General features: G+C 42.9%; 24 protein-coding genes and 1 tRNA gene. 15 read left to right on the forward strand and 10 right to left on the reverse strand.

The window, feature by feature from the left end:
• Nucleotides 1-4: 4 nt before the first annotated feature.
• The 3 genes from SYN7509_RS0216880 (at nucleotide 5) to SYN7509_RS0216890 (ending at nucleotide 1643) form a co-directional block, all read left to right on the forward strand.
• Entirely contained in the window at nucleotides 5-418 is a 414-nt protein-coding gene (locus SYN7509_RS0216880; RefSeq protein ID WP_009631509.1) for an Imm1 family immunity protein, read from the forward strand.
• Between the two features lie 129 nt (nucleotides 419-547).
• Nucleotides 548-838 (forward strand): small RNA NsiR4-regulated ssr1528 family protein, encoded by a 291-nt coding sequence (locus SYN7509_RS0216885; protein WP_009631508.1) that lies wholly within the window; start codon nucleotides 548-550, stop codon nucleotides 836-838.
• A gap of 58 nt (nucleotides 839-896) precedes the next feature.
• Nucleotides 897-1643 carry a DUF561 domain-containing protein gene (locus tag SYN7509_RS0216890; RefSeq protein WP_009631507.1) on the forward strand — a complete coding sequence of 249 codons (747 nt, stop codon included), beginning with the start codon at nucleotides 897-899 and terminating at the stop codon, nucleotides 1641-1643.
• A 31-nt stretch (nucleotides 1644-1674) separates the two neighbouring features.
• Here SYN7509_RS0216890 and SYN7509_RS0216895 read toward each other — a convergent pair whose 3' ends face one another.
• Nucleotides 1675-2796 carry a DegT/DnrJ/EryC1/StrS family aminotransferase gene (locus tag SYN7509_RS0216895; protein ID WP_009631506.1) on the reverse strand — a complete coding sequence of 374 codons (1122 nt, stop codon included), beginning with the start codon at nucleotides 2794-2796 and terminating at the stop codon, nucleotides 1675-1677.
• A 116-nt stretch (nucleotides 2797-2912) separates the two neighbouring features.
• Between SYN7509_RS0216895 and SYN7509_RS0216900 the strand changes: the two genes are divergently transcribed.
• The 3 genes from SYN7509_RS0216900 to SYN7509_RS0216910 all read left to right on the forward strand — a co-directional run bounded on the left by SYN7509_RS0216900 (nucleotide 2913) and on the right by SYN7509_RS0216910 (nucleotide 5814).
• Entirely contained in the window at nucleotides 2913-3689 is a 777-nt protein-coding gene (locus SYN7509_RS0216900) for an ABC transporter permease (RefSeq protein WP_009631505.1), read from the forward strand.
• Nucleotides 3690-3751: 62 nt separating this feature from the next.
• Nucleotides 3752-4930, forward strand: a complete 1179-nt coding sequence (locus SYN7509_RS0216905; protein ID WP_009631503.1) for an ATP-grasp domain-containing protein — start codon at nucleotides 3752-3754, stop codon at nucleotides 4928-4930.
• Nucleotides 4927-5814 (forward strand): succinate--CoA ligase subunit alpha, encoded by an 888-nt coding sequence (locus SYN7509_RS0216910; protein ID WP_009631502.1) that lies wholly within the window; start codon nucleotides 4927-4929, stop codon nucleotides 5812-5814. Before SYN7509_RS0216905 ends, SYN7509_RS0216910 begins: the two co-directional genes overlap by 4 nt.
• Nucleotides 5815-5897: 83 nt before the next feature.
• Here the strand turns inward: SYN7509_RS0216910 and SYN7509_RS0216915 are convergent, their stop codons facing one another.
• The 4 genes from SYN7509_RS0216915 to SYN7509_RS0216925 form a co-directional block, all read right to left on the reverse strand.
• Nucleotides 5898-6563, reverse strand: a complete 666-nt coding sequence (locus tag SYN7509_RS0216915) for an SRPBCC family protein (RefSeq protein ID WP_038021845.1) — start codon at nucleotides 6561-6563, stop codon at nucleotides 5898-5900.
• A gap of 981 nt (nucleotides 6564-7544) precedes the next feature.
• Entirely contained in the window at nucleotides 7545-7673 is a 129-nt protein-coding gene (locus SYN7509_RS31795) for a ribbon-helix-helix protein, CopG family (RefSeq protein WP_009629875.1), read from the reverse strand.
• Nucleotides 7674-7680: 7 nt separating this feature from the next.
• Nucleotides 7681-8082, reverse strand: coding sequence for a hypothetical protein (locus SYN7509_RS0216920; protein ID WP_009629874.1), 402 nt, complete (start codon nucleotides 8080-8082; stop codon nucleotides 7681-7683).
• Nucleotides 8083-8382: 300 nt separating this feature from the next.
• A complete protein-coding gene (locus tag SYN7509_RS0216925) occupies nucleotides 8383-9396 on the reverse strand; it encodes an IS701 family transposase (RefSeq protein WP_028954392.1) in 1014 nt (337 codons plus the stop codon).
• Between the two features lie 539 nt (nucleotides 9397-9935).
• On the opposite strand from SYN7509_RS0216925, the gene SYN7509_RS30205 reads away from it, so the two are divergent.
• From SYN7509_RS30205 to SYN7509_RS0216940, 3 genes are all read left to right on the forward strand, one after another.
• Nucleotides 9936-10094, forward strand: a complete 159-nt coding sequence (locus SYN7509_RS30205; protein WP_009630068.1) for a plasmid mobilization protein — start codon at nucleotides 9936-9938, stop codon at nucleotides 10092-10094.
• A gap of 79 nt (nucleotides 10095-10173) precedes the next feature.
• Entirely contained in the window at nucleotides 10174-12417 is a 2244-nt protein-coding gene (locus SYN7509_RS0216935; protein ID WP_009630067.1) for a VapE domain-containing protein, read from the forward strand.
• 101 nt (nucleotides 12418-12518) lie between these two features.
• Nucleotides 12519-13034 (forward strand): hypothetical protein, encoded by a 516-nt coding sequence (locus SYN7509_RS0216940; protein ID WP_009630066.1) that lies wholly within the window; start codon nucleotides 12519-12521, stop codon nucleotides 13032-13034.
• 68 nt (nucleotides 13035-13102) lie between these two features.
• Here the strand turns inward: SYN7509_RS0216940 and SYN7509_RS0216945 are convergent, their stop codons facing one another.
• Nucleotides 13103-13294 (reverse strand): hypothetical protein, encoded by a 192-nt coding sequence (locus SYN7509_RS0216945; protein ID WP_009630065.1) that lies wholly within the window; start codon nucleotides 13292-13294, stop codon nucleotides 13103-13105.
• A 184-nt stretch (nucleotides 13295-13478) separates the two neighbouring features.
• Here SYN7509_RS0216945 and SYN7509_RS31390 point away from each other — a divergent pair, with 184 nt between their 5' ends.
• On the forward strand, nucleotides 13479-13613 hold the full coding sequence (locus SYN7509_RS31390; RefSeq protein WP_009630064.1) for a hypothetical protein: 135 nt from the start codon (nucleotides 13479-13481) through the stop codon (nucleotides 13611-13613).
• A gap of 23 nt (nucleotides 13614-13636) precedes the next feature.
• Nucleotides 13637-13930 (forward strand): hypothetical protein, encoded by a 294-nt coding sequence (locus SYN7509_RS0216950; protein WP_009630063.1) that lies wholly within the window; start codon nucleotides 13637-13639, stop codon nucleotides 13928-13930.
• Between the two features lie 117 nt (nucleotides 13931-14047).
• Here SYN7509_RS0216950 and SYN7509_RS28700 read toward each other — a convergent pair whose 3' ends face one another.
• Nucleotides 14048-15196 (reverse strand): site-specific integrase, encoded by a 1149-nt coding sequence (locus SYN7509_RS28700; protein ID WP_028954393.1) that lies wholly within the window; start codon nucleotides 15194-15196, stop codon nucleotides 14048-14050.
• A 95-nt stretch (nucleotides 15197-15291) separates the two neighbouring features.
• On the opposite strand from SYN7509_RS28700, the gene SYN7509_RS0216960 reads away from it, so the two are divergent.
• Nucleotides 15292-15365, forward strand: a tRNA-Pro gene (locus SYN7509_RS0216960).
• Nucleotides 15366-15539: 174 nt separating this feature from the next.
• On the opposite strand, the gene SYN7509_RS0216965 is transcribed toward SYN7509_RS0216960, so the two are convergent.
• On the reverse strand, nucleotides 15540-15809 hold the full coding sequence (locus SYN7509_RS0216965) for a YciI family protein (RefSeq protein WP_028954394.1): 270 nt from the start codon (nucleotides 15807-15809) through the stop codon (nucleotides 15540-15542).
• 59 nt (nucleotides 15810-15868) lie between these two features.
• The gene (gene pheT / locus SYN7509_RS0216970; RefSeq protein WP_009631292.1) at nucleotides 15869-18337 is read right to left on the reverse strand and encodes a phenylalanine--tRNA ligase subunit beta; all 2469 of its coding nucleotides are present in this window, start codon (nucleotides 18335-18337) and stop codon (nucleotides 15869-15871) included.
• 293 nt (nucleotides 18338-18630) lie between these two features.
• Here pheT and SYN7509_RS0216975 point away from each other — a divergent pair, with 293 nt between their 5' ends.
• A complete protein-coding gene (locus SYN7509_RS0216975; RefSeq protein WP_009631293.1) occupies nucleotides 18631-20232 on the forward strand; it encodes a serine/threonine-protein kinase in 1602 nt (533 codons plus the stop codon).
• A gap of 8 nt (nucleotides 20233-20240) precedes the next feature.
• On the opposite strand, the gene SYN7509_RS0216980 is transcribed toward SYN7509_RS0216975, so the two are convergent.
• Complete coding sequence (locus tag SYN7509_RS0216980) at nucleotides 20241-21563, reverse strand: molybdopterin molybdotransferase MoeA (protein WP_009631294.1); 1323 nt, start codon at nucleotides 21561-21563, stop codon at nucleotides 20241-20243.
• 188 nt (nucleotides 21564-21751) lie between these two features.
• Here SYN7509_RS0216980 and rpmG point away from each other — a divergent pair, with 188 nt between their 5' ends.
• Together rpmG and rpsR are read left to right on the forward strand one after the other, a co-directional pair.
• On the forward strand, nucleotides 21752-21946 hold the full coding sequence (rpmG, locus tag SYN7509_RS28705) for a 50S ribosomal protein L33 (protein ID WP_009631295.1): 195 nt from the start codon (nucleotides 21752-21754) through the stop codon (nucleotides 21944-21946).
• A 3-nt stretch (nucleotides 21947-21949) separates the two neighbouring features.
• Nucleotides 21950-22165 carry a 30S ribosomal protein S18 gene (gene rpsR / locus SYN7509_RS0216985; RefSeq protein ID WP_009631296.1) on the forward strand — a complete coding sequence of 72 codons (216 nt, stop codon included), beginning with the start codon at nucleotides 21950-21952 and terminating at the stop codon, nucleotides 22163-22165.

A 22165-nucleotide genomic window follows, 5' to 3' on the forward strand; every position in this document is an offset into this window, starting at 1 on the left:
GGCTATGTTTGTTTCAAAATTCTCTACTGAAGATTGGCAAGGAAATCAAAATAAAGGTTACGTGCAGCTAGTTAAAGAATGGCAAGAAATTGAAAAGGCGATCGCGCAATTAGATGGGCATTACAAAACTTTAGTTACTTTGGAAACAGACGGTGAAACCCACATGGCTATCGGTGGGGGGAAAAATAAATATGTGGTGTATTTAACCTTTGATAACGAGCAGTTTTATTACATTGTTGAGCCGTCAAAGTCAGAGGCTGAGGAAAATTTAACTGTTGGCGGACAAGAAGGCGCTTATCCTGCCAAACTATGTATTGATATAAATACTGCACTTAAAGCGGCTAAAACCTTTGCAGAAATTGGGGTTATGGAAAAGTCAGTTATCTGGGAGTCTGATGGAGTTGTAGCAACAGTCTAATAATGAAAGTGGTGCGGGTGGTTGACACAAATAACCGTTTTTCTAGTTTTGGCTTCAAAATTTGTAGCGCCCATCGGGGTTACTCAAGCCTGATAAAATAAGCTTTGCCTATATTAATAACTTGAGACAATGAACCCAGACGCAACCACCACTGGCGCAGATGCAATTGATGAAGCGATCGCATCCGGCAACGATTTTGATGGTTCTCCCATTCCCCAAGCCAAACTAGGCTTGTATCATCAAGTAATGGGGTTGGAAGCCGAAAGACAACGCAGTGGCGTATCTAATACGATGCGATCGCGCATTGTCCGCATTGGTGCAAAGCACATTCCCCAAGCTGAACTTAACCAAATGCTAATAGATGCCGACTTTGCACCCCTAAAAGATAAAGAAATTGCTTTTTACTATAGCGGTAAATAGCTAGTTTTGTTTTATTTTTGCTAGACTACCCTCTACATTACTCACAGGAGCTACATTTATGACAATGGATCGATTACTACAACGCGCTTTTGATTGTGCTTCCGTACTCAAAGTTATTAGCGGCTTAAATAACTTTAATAGCGATCGCGTCGCTGCAACCATTAGAGCCGCCGAGCTTGGTGGGGCTACTTTTGTGGATATTGCTGCCGATCCTAATTTAGTTGCTTTAGCTAAACAGTTGACAAATTTACCAGTTTGTGTATCTGCCGTAGAGCCAGAATTGTTTGTACAAGCAGTAGCGGCGGGTGCAGACTTAATTGAAATTGGTAACTTTGATAGTTTTTACGCTCAAGGGCGACGTTTTGAAGCGGTGGAAGTATTGGCTTTAACTTATCAAACCCGTAGCCTTTTACCCGATATTACTTTATCTGTAACTGTTCCCCACATTTTAGCGTTGGACTTACAAGTTCAACTAGCCGAAGACTTGGTTAAAGCCGGAGCCGATATTATTCAAACTGAAGGTGGAACTAGCACTAACCCCTTGCATGGTGGGACTTTAGGACTGATTGAAAAAGCTGCTCCTACCTTAGCCGCCGCCTATGAAATTTCTCGCGCTGTAACTGTTCCCGTACTGTGCGCTAGTGGCATATCTAGCGTTACTGCACCACTTGCGATCGCATCGGGAGCAGCCGGAGTCGGCGTTGGTTCGGCAATTAACCAACTAAATAGCGAAGTTGCCATGATTGCCGCCGTTCGTAGTTTGGTAGAATCCTTAGTTGGTAATCGTCGCCGGATTTTTGCCTAAAAATTATTAGAGGCGTTCCGGCGGAGCGCCTCTACATCAAACAATCTTTGAGACTGTAAACTACCTGTTGTTGCTGCTCTACAGACAGTTCGGGAAACATGGGTAAAGATAAGACTTGCTCTGATGCTGCTTCAGCTACGGGGAATTGTCCTAACTGATAGCCTAAATGCTCGTATACGGGCTGCAAGTGTAAAGGGCGCGGATAGTAAACCATTGAAGCAACCCCCCGCCCAGCCAACAAGTCTCGCACTTTGTCTCGCCCTTCTAGCACCCGAATTGTGTATTGATTCCAAACGGCACTAGATCCCGCTAATTCTTGCGGTGCAACGATTCCCGGAACATGACTTAGTAAATCTTGGTAGTTAGATGCGATCGCCCTTCTTTTTTCGTTCCAAGTGTCTAAATAGCGCAACTTTATTTGTAATATCGCCGCTTGTAAGGAGTCTAGGCGGCTATTTATCCCGTTTTCGGCGTGAATGTAGCGTTCTTTTTGCCCGTGTTCACGCAAGCTTCTAATAGTAGATGCGATCGCCGGATCGTTGGTTGTCACCGCTCCCCCATCTCCACAAGCACCAAGGTTTTTAGTAGGAAAAAAGCTAAAACAACCCACTCTCCCAATACTACCGACTTTAAACGCTTCCCAATCAGCCCCCGTTGACTGGGCGCAGTCTTCTATTACCGCGATTTGGTGAGTAGAGGCAATTTCCATTAACTCCGTCATATTCACAGGTTGCCCAAATAAATGAACGGGGATAATTGCTTTAGTTTTAGGTGTAATTGCTGCCGCCAGAAGGTCTAAATTGAGGTTAAAAGTAGCTGCGTCAATATCGACAAATACAGGAGTTGCACCCACCGCCGCGATCGCTTCAGACGTAGCGATAAAAGTAAAAGGAGTAGTAATTACTTCGTCACCTACGCCAATATTTAAAGCTCTCAGGGCTAAGTACAGCGCATCTGTACCCGAATTGCAACCTATACAATGTGATACGCCGACATAATGTGCAAACTGTTGTTCAAATTCTTCAACGAGAGTTCCACCAATGTAGCGCCCAGATGCTAAGACTTTTGATACAGTTTCGTTGACTTCCACCTCAATACTTTTGTACTGCTGTGTCAGATCGAGAGGGGGGATAAAATTCACGCTTTGACTCATAAGTTTTAATTTTAATATCAAACCAAATTTTGTTTGGTAAGAAAATGTTTAATAGTACCTTTTTAGCTTTGAGAATAAGTAAAGCTATAAATTGTTTCCTTTAGGGAGTTTAGGTAGTGGAAGGTTTAATTAAGCTAGACTTGCTAGATTTGGGTTTGGCGCTGGGCATGATGGTAGTGGCGATTGGTTTATCGGCTTGGCAACAATTGGGCATGGAATGGACATTAGCGATCGCCACAGGGCGGACACTCCTACAATTGCTGGTGGTTGGGTATATATTAGCGTTCATCTTTGCTTTAGATAATCCTTGGGCGGTTTTAGCGATTTTGCTGGTTATGGTTTCAATTGCGGCGATTGTCGCCCGTAACCGAATTAGTAAAAAAATTCCTCGCGTTTTACCTTTGGTATGGGGAGCAATTTTTATTAGTACAGCTTTAACTTTAGGCTATACAACGCTACTAATAATTCAACCGTCAAGTTGGTACGAACCTCAGTATCTTATTCCCATCGGCGGGATTATTTTGGGTAATTCTATGAATGGCGCGGCGATTTCTGGAGAAAGATTAGTTAGCACCATTAATGCCAGTCACTTAGAAATAGAAACTCATCTAAGTTTAGGTGCAACTCCTCAGCAAGCTGTAAATAAATATCGCACCGAAGCAATTATTGCTGGGTTGATTCCGACTATCAACGCCATGATGGTTGTAGGCATAGTTACTTTACCGGGTATTATTACCGGGCAATTGTTAAGCGGTATTGAACCATTAGATGCCGCATCTTACCAAATCTTAGTAATGTTTATGCTGACTTTTGCTAATTTAATTACTGCTTTATTAGTAACTCAGGGGCTATGCCGTCAGTTTTTTAATGGTGCAGCACAATTAGTTAAGTAGATAAAGCTAGAAAAACTTAGTAATAGGCTGTAGGGTAGGGAAGTTGAGACTAAAAGCTGAAGATGGATTTATTAGAGTACCAAGCTAAAGAATGGTTCCGGGAAATGGGCATCCCAGTATTGCCATCTCAACGAATTGACCGGATTGGCGATCTTAAGGGGTTGAAAATTCCTTATCCAGTAGTGATCAAATCTCAAGTCCGCACGGGCGGACGAGGACGCGCTGGGGGAGTGCGAATTGTTACAAATACTATCGATGCGATCGCCGCAGCCCAAACTATATTTCATCTGCCAATTTTAGGTGAAGTTCCAGAGGTGCTACTAGCGGAAGCAAAATACAATGCTACTTGCGAATTTTATTTGGCGGTAGTCTTAGATAGCGCTACTCGCAGACCTGTATTATTAGGTTCTCCTCAAGGTGGTATCGATGTGGAATCATCCCAAGAATTGCTCCAACAAGTTGTAGTAGATCGAGAATTTTCTCCTTTTTATGCCCGCAAATTGATTGTCAAAATGGGCTTGAAAGGAGCTTTGATTAAATCAGTGAGCGATATTGTCGAGAAGATGTATCGGTTATTTTTGCAAAAAGACTTAGATTTAGTAGAGATAAATCCTTTAGGTGTAAGTGCAACAGGCGAATTAATGGCACTAGATGGCAAAGTAACCGTCAATATCCGCGCGATCGCCCGTCATGCAGATATTAGCTTGATGGCGCAAAAAATGGCAAATCGTGCCAATAGTCAAAATTACTTTGATATTTTAGGTAACGCCGATTTAATCGATCGCGACGGTAATATTGGCATTTTAGGCAATGGTGCGGGACTTGTAATGGCAACTTTGGATTTAGTTGCCGATGCGGGCGGAAAAGTAAAAACTTGCTTAAATATCGGACATGGCAGCAATTTAGACCCTTCTAAACCTAGTTTTGGCGATCGCCTAGAACAGGGATTAGAATTTTTGGCGCAAGACAAAAGCCTTCAAGTTATACTCGTCAACATTCTTGGCAGCGTTCTTAAAGGTGTAAAAGTAGCAGAATCTATTAGTAAGTTTGTGGAACATCATAGTATGCCAAAAACCCGTAATGGATTTTATCCCCGTCTAATTATTCGTTTTGCTGGCTCTGAACTTAATTTAGCCCAAGCCCAATTTGTTACTTTAGCAATTCCATTAGTCGAAAACTTGGATGAGGCTGTTTTGCTAACTGTTCGTCAAGCTAAATCTTCTCCGGCTAGAAAGTCATGAATTTACAGCCAGATAGTAAAATTTTGTTTCAAGGTATCACCGCCGAACTTTGCTCCACTCATGGCGCTTTGATGAAAATTCACGGCACAAATTTAGTTGCTGGCGTGAATCCCGGTTTGGGCGGACAAACCTTTGATGATATTCCTGTATTTGACCTCGTAGAACAAGCCGTAGCCAAAGTTGGGGCAATTGATACTACTTTAATTTTTGTCCCGGCTTACCAGGCTTTAGATGCGGCATTAGAAGCAATGTCTGCGGGTATTAAACAAATTATTATTGTTTCATCGGGAATGCCGCCCTTGGATATGGTGCATCTGCTGCGTAAAGCTGAAGCCACCGAAACTATTATTGTCGGACCCAATAGCCCCGGAATTATTGTCCCCGGAAAACTACTTTTAGGTACTCACAGAAGCGAGTTTTATATGCCTGGAGAGGTGGGAATTGTCAGCCGTAGTAGCACTTTAACCTATGAAATTGCTTTAGAACTAACAAAGGCAGGTTTGGGACAGTCTATGGCTGTAAGCATTGGCGGAGATGCGATCGCCGGATCTTCATTTTTGCAATGGCTGCAAATTTTTGACGAAGATGAAGCAACAAGCGCGATCGTCTTGGTGGGAGAAATTGGGGGGAATAGCGAGGAAGCCGCCGCTCAGTATATTGCTGAAACTATAGACAAACCTGTAATTGCTTATATTGCCGGTCGAAAAGCCCCCGCCGGAAGACACTGGGGACACACAGGAACTTTGGCCGCCGTTGTGGGTAGAGGGGGGGATGTTGGTACAGCCCAAAGTAAATTAGCCGCCTTTAAAGCGGCTAAAGTGCCGATCGCCGAAAAACCCTCTCAAATTCCTGAATTAGTTAAAAAAGTCTTGAAAATTAAATAATCAAGCTGCATAGGCTCAAAATTGTAACGGTGGCACAATGGTTGCTTTGTGTTATTTGAGCGTTTTTGCCGCAATTATCAATGCTATTTTTTTGCCGAGCGCTTTTCAACTTCTGTTTTCAAAGCTACTAAAGTATTTTCTAAACTATTTTTGTAGATACTAAAAAATAAACCGCGCGTAGAAATAGCCCCAGGATCGGCGTTGACTTGGTGAGTTATCAAAACTTGATTTGGCAGTGCGCCAGGATAAGGTGAAACTGGTTCTATCTGCCAAGTGCCTTGCAAAGATTTTAAATCCCCTGCCACTAAGTTAAAAGCAATCCGCTTTGGGTAAGTTTCTTTAATAGCAATTCGCACGCGGGCTTTTTTAGTTAACATAAAAGCTCGAATAACTTGGACTTGCTCAAAAACTTTGCCAGCACCATTATTTTGAATTACCTTACTGCTGACAACATTGGGGAAAAAATGGTAGAAATTATTGTAGTCTGTTAGTACCTGCCAAGCTGTAGCTACCGTTGCTTTTACTAATACTTTACCTGTATATTTACCTTTGCTTCCCGTTACCAAACTTTGCCCTTGACGTAAGGCTACCCGCTCTTGGGTAGGAAGGCGATCGAGAGTGCTATTAAATAGCTCTGCTTTTGCCTCTATTGAAGTCATTGATATATTTAACGCGATCGCACTTATACTTACCGCAAATAAGCGACAGTATTTTTGAACCTTTCTATTCATCACAATTATTGAACTCATTTTATTAACGTTTACTTCAATCAATAGCGCTGTCGCCCACAAAACAAGTAGGCAACACTCCTAAGCAATCTGGATAATCTAGAGCAAAACTCAACGGGCTTACCACCACTCCCTGTCACTATAGTTCCCCAAAACTGCATAAAAATTGCCGAGCAACTTCGCTAGGAATGATAACTACACGAATATTAATAATTGCCCTGTGTACTTACAGTGCCTTGGTGTATGAATTGGTGTGTTTGGTGTAGGATAGAAAAGCGTGAAATACTTGCATTTCTTCGCGGGATGTGGCGCAGCTTGGTAGCGCACTTCGTTCGGGACGAAGGGTCCGCTGTTCTCAAACCCGCTCTAATCAGCCTTTTACAATCACAAATCTTTCGGTCGTACCAATAACGTACCAATGACCTAATATTAGCCATCAGTAAGTTAATGATCAATAGTACATTTATACTGCTTCGATCTGAATGTTATGGATGGAGACGATATTGCTAATGACGACATCAGCTTGTAGCGATCGCTTACGGCTAAACTCCCCATCAGTAGATAAACTAACTTTTATTTTTAAGTAGGCGGTAGTTGGGACACTATCGGCTAATTATTGGGACACTTTGGGGCATTATCAAAGACGGCTGAAACCGTTACTACATATAGTTGGGACACTATGACAGCAAAAAACGCATCAAACTTTAGCCGCCACAGAAATCACCCACAGCATTGAAGGGTATATGTTAAATATATCTAAAAAGTTTTAGTCAATTTAAAGTGGGGAAGTGTCCCACAGTTACACAGTAAGGCTTTGAGCCATTTGGTATAGTGTCCCAAAAGTGCCTCAAAGTGTCCCATAGTTATACAGTAAGGCTTTGACTAAATAAGTCAAAAATTGAACTGAGCAATCGATATCGATACCCTCCCCATCCAATGCTGTGGGTAATAGTCGATTTCAATAAGCGGTGGTGTACTCCGTGTGTAGGCTAACTGAGTTAATTAGTCCCTATCGAGGTAATCTCTAACCGCGTCTCTAACAATTTCAGAAACAGATTTCTCTAGCTCTGTTGATTTGGCTTGTAAGCGACTCATTAACCCATCGGGGAATCTTATATTGTAAGACTTCATCGTCTTCTCAGACTTTTTCACAGCGCTTTTTCTCTGCAATAAAATTGATTAAATCTTCAGCCGCTTCTGTATAGTCTATTCCGTTTGTTTCTATCACTTCATATATCTCGGACTCGCACCAAGGCTCAACCACAAAGAAATAATCGCTAAATCCCCCGGCATAGAGTACGGAAACTTTGATAATCCCTTCAATTATTTCACCCGTTTTATAAGTGCTAATTATTCTGAACTCGTCAGCGTAGACAGCCATATCAAAATTAGGGTCGTAAACTTGCCGAACTAATTGCGCTAGACCGTCGTAATCTTCCTCGTAAGCCATTGCAGCCATATTTAAAGCTAGATAGGTCTCTCGGTCTGATTTTGGAGGTAACAGAGCGTTTTGTTCACTTCCGTTTTTATAGTTGGTCATATTGCTTAACCCTTAGTGCTTTTGTACCTACAATGTAGCTTTGTTGTACTTACAACAATAACCGTAACAATACTGAACTTTCTTAATGAGTTATTCCGTGCTGTTGGTAATATCGACTACATTGTTGTCTCTGTAGAAGGCGCATTAAGACACTTCAAAGCACTAACTGAAGCCATACATCTAAAGGGATAGTGAAGCCCCTTTAACACGCTTCTACGTGCCGCTTAGTTAGTTGGTTGATTGCTATCGATCAGTGGCGGCTAAGTCTCAAAATTTAAGGCAGTCTTATATAGTCAGGACTTACGCAAGGGTCATGTGAACAGATGGACGCTTGAGTTGCTCAATCAAGTAGTTTGATAGCATCCCATATTTAATCTGATAAATTGTTTGACCTGTACGATAAGCGATGGTTTTCAGACGACTCCACACCAATAATGCGCAAGCAATATGGTTACGTTGAATTCTTGCTTTACGACATTGGCAGGCTTCAACTCCGGTCAACTGCTTTAATTGGCGGTGAAACTCCTCAATCTTCCAACGGCTGCCACACACATCTTGCACGGCATCAGTGGAAGCTTGAGCATTGTCGTTAGTGACGACGAAATCCGTTCTGTTGGTAGAAACAGTAACCCGGAAAAGTTTCATTTTTTTGTTGGCAGGAAAGCCGCGAATCTTAATAAGTTTTCCTTGCTGCAAATCCTCAGCACTCCAGACGAGTTGATCAATGCGCTGGTATGGCTGAGTGCCTCTACTATCATCCACTCGCCGATTCGTTTTGAGCGGGCAATAGTACACCTTTTGTAATTGATCGATCTGTGCCATCAATTTTTGAGTCGCATACCAGCTATCCATCAATACGGTCGTAAATGGTAACTGCGAGCTTTCCACCACGCCATTTAGCATTACCGCCGCATGATCTAGCTTGCTCTGTCCATCCCCATCAGGGTCATAGAGGCGATAATCTACCACCCAAAACTGTCCTGTTTCTCCATTAACGTACACACAGCTAATTAACCCGATGCCACGAATGACTCGATGTTCGTTGCCACTGTACTGCCGTCGAGTTAGCTCGATTGATGCCGAATAACGTTTGTCCAACACTGTGTCGTCAAACAAGATATAGGCATTTTCAGACTCTTGTAGGAGTGGTTTTATGTTGTCCCACAACAGGTGAGGTGTCAATTTCTCGCCCCGTAAATAGCGATTGATGCGGTCGTGACTGATGCCATCAAGATGGTCAGCCAAGTTCGTCACGGTGTAGTTAATGGGGCTGCTCAACAGGTACTGGCAGTAGTCGAGTTTGGTAAAGTTCATCCCTTTAGTTTAATGGCTACCTCTTTGCTTCCTTGCCTGTCCCTGCGTAAGTCCTGATAGTAATAATAAGAGAGTGCCTTAAGTTTCTCTGTATCGCGGTCACGGTAGACGTTTCAGCCGATAAATTACCTCTGTTTTTTAGTGTACCGCCCCTTGTGACAGTTGGGGATTACACGCAAATACTTAAGGTCTTTTTAATAAAAATCTCATGCCTAAAGATCGTGAAGGAATTAGGCATGGCTCACGGCTACTAAGCGATCGCAATTGAACTCTGAAAATGCTGCTTAACAATGTGGTATGGGGTGAACTTAAACTTTTCAATATAAGTTTTAGTTTTATTTCTAGCTAGGTAATTTCGTATAACTTATAGGTCACTCAGCCTTACATACTCGTTTGACCCTACATATCTGCTTAAATCTCCGAAACCTATGCCGCGATCTAGTTATAACGTTTTTCTGTCTTATGGCTTTGCTCATAGCCGTCTGCAAAACCACACGTAACCTAACTATAGAGACGTTAGTTAGGATTTGAGGTTTTATATGACGACTGAGCGAAAGAATAAGCGATTGCATATTGTGACGACTGCTTACGAACGTCAGCAGATTGAACAAATGAGCGATCAGCTAGGGATGACTGTTAGCCAATTAGTACGATTAGCCGCTCAACAGTTTATTACTAACCATGCAGCAGCTAAGTAACACCCACAAATCAAAAAGAGTTGGGGGGCAACCCAACTCCAACAAATAATCTATTTCACTAATTAAAGGATACACAGCAATGACTTACTCAATCCACAGTGCCATCAATAAGACAATTCAATATATATCTAGTTTAGGGCTTTCAGCACTGCCCGTAGTACCTCAGCAACCCCAAATAAAGAACGCTGACGGTAAGCTAATTTTTACGGGTAAAAACCCATCTTATTTTGATGCGATGGGTAAGCCCTGCACTATTAATCATAGCGAGTATGCAGACCGACAGCCGACTGATAATGAGTTGCGGCTATGGTTCTCTAGCCCTCAGACAACCGGAGTAGGAGCATTAGGCAGCGACTCAATTGTTTTTATCGATATTGACCTTAAAAACTTCGCTTCTGACTCTGAGTGTAATCGCATTGTCATGAACGAATGGTTAGCCAAGCGCTTACCGCTTCAAAGCTGTTGGAGAGAGAAAACACGCGGTGGCGGCTATCGATTGGCTGTTCGACTAAGCACCCCGGCAACATTCACCAATTTTAAATTCACCCATTTTGACAGACATTGTGGAGAAGTAATCGGTAAAGGTAGATTTGCTGTATTAGCTCCTACTCCGGGTTATAAACAGCAGACAAGCTATGGCATTGTCAGCATAGACTCTCTAGATAGCGTGGGTATAATCTCTACTAAGACTGTTAAAGAGCCGCTTAAACCGTTATCAGAAGCGCCTACACCTCTAAATACACAGACAGCCATACAACCGCCTAATTCCGGGGGTGGAGCATCTGTTAGTATCTACAGTGTTTGCTCTCAATCTGTAAAAGATTTACTCAATTCTACTTTACCGCCAACAGATAGAAGCCTAGCCATTACTAAAGTCATCAAAGAGCTTTACGGATGGCAAAACTATCTATCTAAAGAAGGTAAGCACCTTAACGAATCTATCGACGACATCATTAAAAATTACGCGGAATGTTGTGGGCTAGAACCCTACAAACTTGCTCGGATTAAATCTAGCATCGACCTAGATAGGTGTCAACCGTCTAAATCGATTTACGCTGACGGTAAGTTTCAGCCGCTTCATATGACGGCAGAAAAGAATGTTATTTCTTATCTGTCAGCTATGGAGCGATCGCCCCGCTACAATACCCTAACCCTTTCTGTGGAATATGAAGGGCAGTCAACTACAGCCGCATCGCTGATTGAGCTTAAAGAGCGGATGTATTTAGATGTTGGAGTCGTTAACCTTCGTAAGGTGTCGTTAGCTAATAAAGAGTGGGCTGATGCTGTCGTTGATTGGGCGATCGCTAACAACTCCTACAGCCCGATTGCTGAATACTTGAACAGCCTACAACCCACCGCCTCCGATGTTTTAGATGAATTAGCGGAACGAATGGGGATAGTAGCGGCTGAAAAGGTTTGGCTGACTAAGTGGCTGCTGCAATGTGTAGAGCGTCCACTAAATAGCGGATGCGATGCCCCTTATATGTTGGTGTTTCACGGTTCTCAAGGCTGCGGCAAGACGTTCACACTCAACACCATAGCTAAACAGTGGTTTATTATTCTCAACCCTAAAAACGCCGTTGGCAAAGACGGGCTGATGCTATTCCATAGAGGTTGGGTTATCTGTAACGATGAATTATCGACCTTATCTAAATATGATATCGAGTCGCTAAAGTCTGAGATTACGACGACTGTTGATGCCATTCGGCTTCCTTATAGGGCTGATGTACAGCAGATGAGGCGCTCATCTGTTCTTTGTGGCACAACTAACAACGCTGAATTTCTCAAAGACGGTACGGGCAATCGTAGATTTTTAGTGGTTCACTTTCGCAATACCTTTACAGCCGATGACCGGGAATGGCTAAACGCTAATGTTGATAGGCTATGGAGTCACGTAGTACACCTAAAACAGTCCGGCGTTGATTATCACTTAACTGATGTAGAGGCATCCGCGCTGATTGAGACTCAAAAGAGCTATCGGGTGCTGACAGAAACAGACGAATTGGTTATCAGGGCGATCAAATGGTGGCTATCTAACACGCCTACAAAGACATTGCCGATCGCTGTTACAGACTTAACAACTCTAACCAAACAGTGCGGGGGTAAGCTAACCACCCAAAGAGTTAGTAAGACGCTCAAAGGTTTAGGGTTTGAAACTGATCGTATTGGTCGCGGCACAGATAAGCGAACAATCGTGCTGAATCCCCACATCGTAAATGAATTTGTGGACGTACCAATCAGTAGTAACTTTAGTGCTTTCGGCATCACGCTTAACAAAGATTCTGTTGGCACTGAGTCAACTAACGGCGATCTAGCTTTTTAACTAAAAACTTAAGTCAATCTTCTGATGGTCAATGCGATCGCACATCAGAAGATTGATACCCAAAAAGGCGATCGCTTACTCTATATACAGGAGTTACTCATATGGCACTAAAATACAATAAAGAAGAAGGCAAATGGGGCAAAGAGGCAGAGCGTTATGTACTTCAGCTATTGCGTGAGCAGGGATTAGATGCGTCTATGCCTGAGCTTTCCTTTGCTAACTCTGCCGACTACGCGAGGTATGAACATGACCTCGTAGTAGCCGATAAAGAAGACCCAAATAAAACAATAATTGCAGAGGTCAAACGACGGCGTAAACGATTTAATACTCACCTAAACTATCCACACCCCACAGTAATTGTAGATGCTTGCAGTACCTATGATTCTAAGGTGAGAAAACCTTTCATGTATTTTATAGTAGATGAAAATTTGACAAGTGTTTTTGCTGTACCGGGACAATCTCGTAAGCATTGGAGCAGGGTACAGTTGTTCAATGATCAGAAAAAAGAAAAGGAAGTCTATTATACTTGTCCTGTCGAGCAATGCCTCAGTTTTGACAACGCTTTTTTTCTTGTTAAAGCCTTTTTATCATCTAAGAAGCCTGATGTATCTACATAAAACAAAATCGCTCTTACACAAAAACTGTAGCGGCGACCACTTAAGGTATCTCCATATGATGATTGCTGTTACAAAGCACTAACTGTTAAGTAATGGGTTGTTACCTTACCGTCACGCTCTGAGACGTATTTAAGGTAATCGGCATCTTTTGGCTCTACTGTGGTCGCAATGTGTAGAAATTCATCACACCCGCCCTGCTCAATTATTTCTCGATATTCAGCCATGACATCTTGCTCAGTCTTTTTATTTGTAGCTTTCATTTACTGCCTCCCAATAGGAATTAAGATAGTCGAACTCCTACAGAAAAATTCTAGCACACCATTAATTTAGGATATTTGACGCTTCAAGACGGTTGGATTATATGTATGTGGTGCGTCAACGCTCTCAATCCTTTTACAAGTGGAGTCTTAATTTGCCGCTTTATACTTCACGAACTATGTTTTGATGGGCTATCTGTACGAAATTGTCACAATGCCCCATACTCCTCAGTACATCCACGAAGCGTTGAAACAATCCGCTAACGAGTTAAATACAACTCATCACGACTTAATTAATGCCATACTTGCCGAATGGCTATAGAATAGAAAATAACGGACAAAACAATGAAAAAAGTTTTAATCGCTTCTTTAACTATCGCTGTTGGAGTTTTTGCCGGAAACGAGCTAATTTCTTTTAAAAACTCCCCAAATACTTATTTTCTTAGTGACGCTCAAAGAGCTAAACGAGCGGCAATAGAAAACTGTAAAGCCGAAATGACTAAAACGGTACAGGTAATCAACCAAAGCGCAGAACTTCATAATCAACGAATAGTATCGCTAGGAGGGGAATTTAACGATGGTTTCCCTGAAATGGGGGACAAGGAACTTGAGGAGCGATGCAAAAACGTTCGTTACTAAATGATCACAACAACTAACCCACCCCTAACAACGGTGGGTTTTGCTTAACCTAGGATTACTTATACTTTATATTACTTATGGCACTACCGACGGAAGCGGCGATCGCATCTGTATACTCTAGCCCAAAACGTCGGGCAAAGATGGGCGGTTAATCATATGCCCGTAAGTCTTCATTACCATTGTCATATCGCTATGCCCTAGTAAATAAGCGACCCCCGTTGGTGGCACTCCCTTCTCTATAGCAACTGATGCTAAAGTGTGACGAATAGCATACGGCTGTCTGTAACTGATACCCAAGCCTTCTAAAACTACCCGCCATTGTCTCCTAATAAATGCACGGTCGTCTATAGGGTTGCCAAGGGGTGAAGTGAAAACTAAGTCATCAGCAGATAGACCGTCTATCCGTTCATCTAACAACTTCCTAAGCCGTGTGGTCATTGTAAGATAACGAATACTTCCGGTTTTAGTCTCTTTCCTCACTCTAGCCGCGCCGTTAGTTTGACCGCGATCGCCACGCCCTAACACTGAACAGATTACAATCTCATTACGCTCTAAGTTGATATGGCGACGCTGTAAACCTATCGCCTCCGATGGTCGGCATCCGGTGAGAAATAAAAACTCGACATAATCAGCATAGTGGCTATGGAGATAAGCTGAAGACTTAGGACAGAATTTATTAGCCCGAAATGCCGTAACGATCGCGGCTGTCTCCTCAGCGTTAAACGGCTGTATCGGCTTTTTAACTACCTTTCTACGCTTAACTACTGTGTAGGGGTTGCGGCTAAGTAATCCTTTATCTACAGCCCATCGCATACAGCTATTTAGATAGCGTAAATAGTCGTTGAAGATACGGGGGGCATACTCTAAGCGCTCAAACCAAGTAACATCGTCTAGCTGTGGGTTAGCCTTTTCTATATGACGCAAAATAGCTTTGTAGTGTCCGTTGCGGGTACGTTCAGATAGCTTTAGTGACATAACCCATTCATTCCACAGTGGCAGTAAATAGAGGTCTTTAGCCTCTCCTAGAGCGAGTTTCGCTGTCTTAGTCGGTACGGAATTGGTACGATACTTATCTAGCGACGGGTCAAAGTAACCCCCTAGCATATCTAATTCAATCTCAGAAACGATTTTCTGAGCGGCTTTTAGATTGATTTTGTTGTAGGGCAAACCCAAAGCCAAACAGTACCGTTCTCCTCTAAATGACCATCTAAGCCGCAAGCGATCGCAGTTATTCTTTATGGCTACATTGCCTTTTGCCGTTTTCATCGTCGTACCAATTCCGTACCAATTCGGGGCTAAAAGTGTATGAATTGATGGCTTTGGTGTAGGATAGAAAAGCGTGAAATACTTGCATTTCTTCGCGGGATGTGGCGCAGCTTGGTAGCGCACTTCGTTCGGGACGAAGGGGCCGCTGGTTCGAATCCAGTCATCCCGACTTAAATTGTAGAGGTCTTATCTTTACTCATTGTGAAGTTTAAGATGTTGAGGAGATAGACATAGCTTGAAAAGTTGCATCAAATCATTCTCCTTACTCCTTTAAATAAATCCCCCAACATCTTTAAAGACATTGGGGGATTTATTTAACCTAAGTTCTGACTTAAAATCTCTGTCAAAAAGCTTGCACCCACTCTTTAACTTCGTAATCAGTCCAAATACTATTTTGCCAGTAGGGATCGGCTTCTATTAACTTGCGTACCGTCGCTTCGTCTTGGGCTTCATAAATGCCAAAAACTTTTGTGGTATCTTTTGTTGGGCCAATGGTAATTAAAACCCCCGATGCTTTTTGCCCAGCCAATCCATCTAAATGCGCTTGGCGATAAGGAGCGCGTTTTTCTAGCACATCCTGGCAATAAGTACCCCACATTATGTATTTAGGCATGGTAGTTTTAGTTAGTTTTGAATTGATTTGAGCGGCGAACCGATACACCTGTACATTATTTAACTTCTAAGATTGACATGGAATTTTTCAATCAAAGATGCTCGTACTTTTTGATGGACTGTTTCAACCTCACTATCGGTTAAAGTGCGATCGCCGGCGCGATAAACTAATCGAAATGCTAAACTTCTTTGCCCTGGGGGGACATTTTCGCCCCGGTACTGATCAAATAACTCTACTGATTCTAAAATTTCTTTCCCTGCTAAGGAAATCGCTTTCAGTAATTCAGCCACAGAAATCTGTGTAGAGGCAAAAAAGGCAATATCTCGATCTGTTGCTGGGTAAGTAGAATAACTTTGGAACTGATGCTTGGCAATCTCCGCCGCATCTATACAATCAACTAGTACATCTAAATAGAGTTCAAAAGCATACACCTCATCAGGTAAATCCCTTTGTTTGCGTAACCCTGGATGTAACTGACCAAAAGTTCCTAAGCGGTTTCCCTGCAACCACAAAGACGCTGTGCGACCTGGATGCAGGCGCGAATCTTGATGATTGGGTTGGTACTCCACTATTAAACCTAGGCGCTGAAATACGCTTTCCAAAACGCCTTTAGCTTCAAACCAATTGATCGGGCAATTTTTGCCGCCACGCGTCCACTTTCCACTACTTGGATCGCCGCCCAAAATTCCCGCCAATGCCTCCGCTTCCGCTAATCCTTCCTCGTCTTGCCAAAAAATTCTCCCAATCTCAAAGCCATTTAGGGGCGGATTACCTTGGGAGCGATTGTACTCAAAAGCTTCAATCAAACCAGACACTAAATCTGTCCGTAGGGCGGAGTATTCAGCAAATAAAGGGTTAGCTAAGACTATTTGCCGATCTTCTCCGGGTTTGACTAAAGAATAATGGATTAATTCTGTAAGTCCTGTAGCGCGAAAGGCGGCGCGAATTTCTCGCCTTAGTTGTACCTCTAAACCAAGATCACCAGGTTCAGTTTTTTCGGGGAGAGTGTCGCAAAAGCGATCGTAGCCGTAAACCCGACCAATTTCTTCAATTAGATCGATCTCTCGTTCTAAATCTCGATGGCGGTAAGGAGGAACTTTTACACTCCAAATTCGCGCTGCGTTTGGGTGGGGTTTAATTTCACATCCCAAAGCAGTCAATATTTGCTGCATTTGCTCCTCTTGGAGTTCCCCAGTAGTTTCACCCAAATCTATCGGACCCAACAACTGATTGACGCGGTCTAAACGCAGTTCAATGGAACGCGAAAACGTTTCTAAGTTTGGGCGCGTATCAACCATAACCTGTTGCTCAATAACCGCCCCAGTTATCTCTTGCAACAAGTTTAAAGCGCGATCGCAAGCCCTCTCTAGTTCTACGGAGTTTACACCCCGCTCGTAACGTGCTGAGGCTTCGCTTCGCAGTCCTAAGCTTCTTGCCGAGCGCCGAATTGTGGCACTATCAAATAACGCGGCTTCTAAAACTAAATTCTCTGTCCCTGCATGGACTTCGGTTTCTTGTCCCCCCATCACCCCAGCAATAGCTACAGGCTTGTCGTTGGCGGTAATCAACAAGTTTTGAGGAGATAGAGAACGATTTTGACCGTCTAACGTCCTTAAAGATTCTCCCGCTTCGGCAAAACGAACACCCATTCCTAAACTATTTGCTCTTGCTACCAATTGCAGGCGATCGCGATCAAAAGCGTGTAAGGGTTGTCCCCATTCCAATAAAATATAATTTGTAATATCTACAACATTATTTATCGGTCGGACTCCCGCCGCTTGCAAGCGCTGCTGCAACCAATGGGGGGAAGCCGCAACTTTTACTTGAGAAATTACCGTCCCAATATAAGTAGGATTTGCTTGGGTTGCCGATATTTTTAGTTGCAAGTGACTTGCAGCCGTTGGTTTTTCAACTTTTGCCACTGCTGGTAATTTTACTGTCACCCCAGTCAAAGCTGCTACTTCTCGCGCCACTCCCACCATACTTAATGCGTCGGCACGATTTGCTGTTGCTGTCAAGTCCAGTATTACATCATCTAATCCTAACAAAGGTCTAGCATCGCTCCCTACGGCTAATAAATCGGGATTTTCCTGGTCTACCTCTGCAAAAATATGAATTCCCGCCGATTCCTTGGCTAAACCAACTTCCGCTAAAGAGCAGATCATGCCCTCGGAACGAACGCCTCGCAGTTTGGCGGGGCGAATTTTTAAGTCTATTTTTGGTAAATAAGTACCAACTGTTGCTACCGGGACGTAAATATCTGCCCGGATGTTAGCCGCGCCACAGACAATCTGCAATGGTGACGATTGCGAACCAATATCAACGGTTGTAACGCTTAATTTGTCAGCATTTGGGTGGGGCAAGCACTCTAATACCCTACCCACCACAACCCCAAAAGCCCAAGAAAGACGATCTTCAATGTCTTCGACCTCAAACCCTGCCAGCGTTAGGATTTCGGCTAACTCCTCTGGAGTAAGTGTCAACGCTGGTTCTACCAGTTCCCGCAGCCAGTTAAGAGAGATACGCATGGAAAAAAATGCTTATTTTATGCTCAAGTCAGCCTGACTATCTTACTGCGGTCTGGTAGAAAAACCCAATAATTGGGAATTATAAGTGCGGAGGATAAAAATCCGGATTTTTTCGCGCTTATGGATGATCTTTTGGGAGGTTTCCGTAGCACGGAGTTAATCACTGACGTATCTTTATCTTGTCTTCACAAAATCTTCAGCAAAAATGAGTTTGTATTTGTTCGTATTTGTTTGGATAATTAAGTTGGGGTACAACTATCCAAAAAACCCTAATCTTAGGAGTTGACCCGTTCATGACCTACTGCTTAAATCCTAAATGTCGTCATCCAGAAAACCCTATAGAGCAAACAAAATGCGCTGATTGTGGTTTTAGTCTAGTTAAGTTGCGCGATCGCTATCGTGTATCCCAAGCACTGGCTCATGGAGGCTTTGGAGCTACTTTTCTAGCGCAAGATGAAGGCTTACCTGGCGAACCTGTGTGCGTCATCAAACAACTGCGCCCATCGGTAAATGAGCCAAATGTTTTTCAAATGGCACGGGATTTATTTGAACGGGAAGCTAAAACTTTAGGCAGAATTGGCAATCATCCCCAAATACCAAGGCTACTTGATTATTTTGAAGAAGATAATCAATTTTATTTAGTGCAAGAGTACGTTAATGGCGCTACCTTACAGCAAGAAGTCAAACGCTACGGTGCTTTTAGTGAAGCTGGGGTGCAGCAATTTTTAAGCGAAGTTTTACCAATACTGCAATACATCCACGATCAACGGGTAATTCACCGCGACATCAAGCCTGCTAACTTAATTCGGCGCGTGGAAGACTGCAAACTCGTCATGATTGACTTTGGCGCTGTCAAAAACGAAGTCAACAACACCATCAATAGTCAATCCTTGCACACTAATGTGACCTCTTATGCTGTCGGTACGGCAGGCTTCGCTCCACCCGAACAAATTGCTCTACGTCCAGTTTATGCTAGTGATATTTATGCAGTAGGGGTAACTTGCATCTATTTACTTACGGGTAAATCTCCTAGAGACTTTGATTACCATCCTTCTACCGGGGAAATGTTATGGGAAAAAAAAGTTCGCGTTAGCGATTCCCTAACAGAAGTTCTCAAAAAAATGCTAGAAGTATCGGTTCGCCATCGTTACAAATCTGCTACCGAAGTATTAAACGCTATTCAACTTGAACCCTACGAAGACAGTTTAGCGAAAAGCATGGCTAGTCACAAAAAGCCGCTATCTGGTAATGACAAATCGGGGTTTTTAGATCGTTCTAATCCAGAAGAAGGTTACAATCCATCAATTGTCCAAATGGCAACATCAATCCGCGAAAGACGGGTAAAATCTATAGAAGCTAATCCTAAGTCAAGTGCAGATATTACTCAAGAATTAAAAGCCAAAACTTGGAAAGCAAAAATAACTAATCAAAGTATTCCTCTTAGTTCCAAAAATCCGCCTGTTCCTCGTATAGATAGCAATACTTTATTAAGTGCTTATATCAACGGCAGACGTGACTTTGCTATGCAAAACTTAAGTATGCTGGATTTGGAAAGAGCAGATTTAACGGAAGTAAATTTTCACGGTTGCAATTTGCATAAAACTAATTTACACAAAGCAATTTTATTTAATAGTGATTTAGGGCAAGCTAGTCTCAATCAAGCCTCCTTGAAAGACGCAAACCTTAGTAGAGCTTACCTTAGCCATGCTGACTTAGAAGGGGCAGATTTACGCGGCGCAGATTTGAGCGATGCCTACCTTAATCATGCTAACCTACGCGGGGCTAATTTAAGCGGTGCAAATCTCACTAATGCTAAGGTTTCTGAGGAACAGTTAGCAATGGCTAAAACTAATTGGATGACTGTACGCCCTAATGGCAAACGCGTAGTTTTGTAGAGACGTTATTAGTTAATTTGGAGAACTTGAACCTGCTCTCCGGCGGGGATATGGGTTTGTCCTACAGGCAACACGGCTAAACCGTTGGTTTGGGCTAAGTTAATTAAATTACCTGAACTTGGACTACCACTTGCGAGGGCAAATTCATAATTGCCATCTACTAAATGTAACTGTCCCCAGAGGTAAGTTTCGCGTTTACCATCAGAAGTTAAATCGTAACGAGTCCGCGCTAATACAAACTTTGGTTGCCAATTATTTGCCAAGCCAGAAAGTTTCCGCAATGCTGGTTGAACAAATCGCCAAAAAGTTACTAAAGCCGAAACCGGATTTCCGGGTAAACCAAAGTATAAAACGCTTTGTTGGGTTTTGGGCTTGGGAAAGGTAGCGACTGTTAGCGGTTTACCAGGTTTTATGCCTACGGAGCGAATATGAATTGTAGCTCCCAATTGCTCTAAATTTTTATCTATATAGTCGTAATCTCCAACCGAAACACCCCCGGAAGATAAAACTACATCCGCTACAGATATTGCTTGAGCAATGGCTTTTTTTACCTGTTCTGGGCGATCGCGCACAATTCCCATTGGTACGGGTTCTGAGCCGATTTGTGCCACTAATGCCGCTAAAGCATACTGATTTGAGTCTACAATCTGACCGGGATGGAGCAGTTCGTCGGGTGCTACTAATTCGTTGCCTGTAGATAAAATTGCCACGCGCGGACGACGGTATACAGTTACTTCTCGACATTGCGCCGCCGCTAATACGGCAATTTCTGCCGGATTAATAGTGATTCCTGGCGGCAATAGTTGCCCTCCAGCTTGGTAAAATGAAGCGCGATGACGAACAAATTCTTGGGGTTTGGGAGCCGCTAATATTAATACGCGATCGCCTTGTTTTTGGGTTTGTTCTTGCATAACAACAGTATCCGCACCTTCGGGCATCACCGCCCCAGTAAAAATCCTTGCTGCTTGTCCCGATTGAATATAGCGTAAAGGTTTGACTCCGGCGGGGATTTCTTCCACTACTTCTAAAACTGTGGGACAGTCTTTAGTAGCGCCGCTAACGTCTTCGTAGCGTACTGCGTAGCCATCCATTGCCGAATTATCCCAGTGGGGAAAATCTAGTTGGCTAGTCACAGGTATTGCTAAAATGCGATCGATCGCCGTTAATAAAGTCACTAACTCTCTGTCCCATTTTTTATCTAGAGGCTGGACTAAATTAAAAATAATTGCTTCCGCATCGCTAACTTGTAGCATGGCGCTCTCTTGCTCCGACTTTTTTACTAAACTATCAGCTATAAAAACATCCACAACTATAACTTGTGCGTGGCTCACAAATTATTAGTTATTTAGCTTGCGATCGCCCTTCCTAGTCAAAATTAATATATTATTTTTTCTTTCCCCTGACTTCGCCCTTGGGAATTAAAAAGTAAATATTTAATAATAGTTGCTAGGATAGACAATCGTGTGAGATAATAGATATTTGTGTAAAATTCCGTCCAAAGCAAACAGCATTAAAGACTATGGCTAAAAGCAAAGGTGTACGGATTGTTGTGACATTGGAATGTACCGAGTGTCGCACCAATCTAGATAAGCGATCGCCGGGTGTATCTCGTTACACCAGCATGAAGAACCGCCGCAATACCACCGCCAGATTAGAATTAAAGAAATTTTGCCGCTACTGCAACCGTCACATTGTTCATAAGGAAATTAAGTAATATATGGCTTACTATCGCCGTCGTCTATCTCCTATTAAACCCCAAGATCCAATCGATTATAAAGATATCGATTTGCTGAGAAAGTTTGTAACCGAGCGAGGCAAAATTCTACCTCGTCGAATTACGGGATTAACATCCAAGCAACAAAGAGACTTAGCACTAGCAATCAAGCGGGCGCGAATTGTGGCTTTAATGCCATTTATCAATGCTGAAGGATAA

This window comes from Synechocystis sp. PCC 7509 (genome assembly GCF_000332075.2).
Lineage (GTDB): Bacteria > Cyanobacteriota > Cyanobacteriia > Cyanobacteriales > Chroococcidiopsidaceae > Aliterella.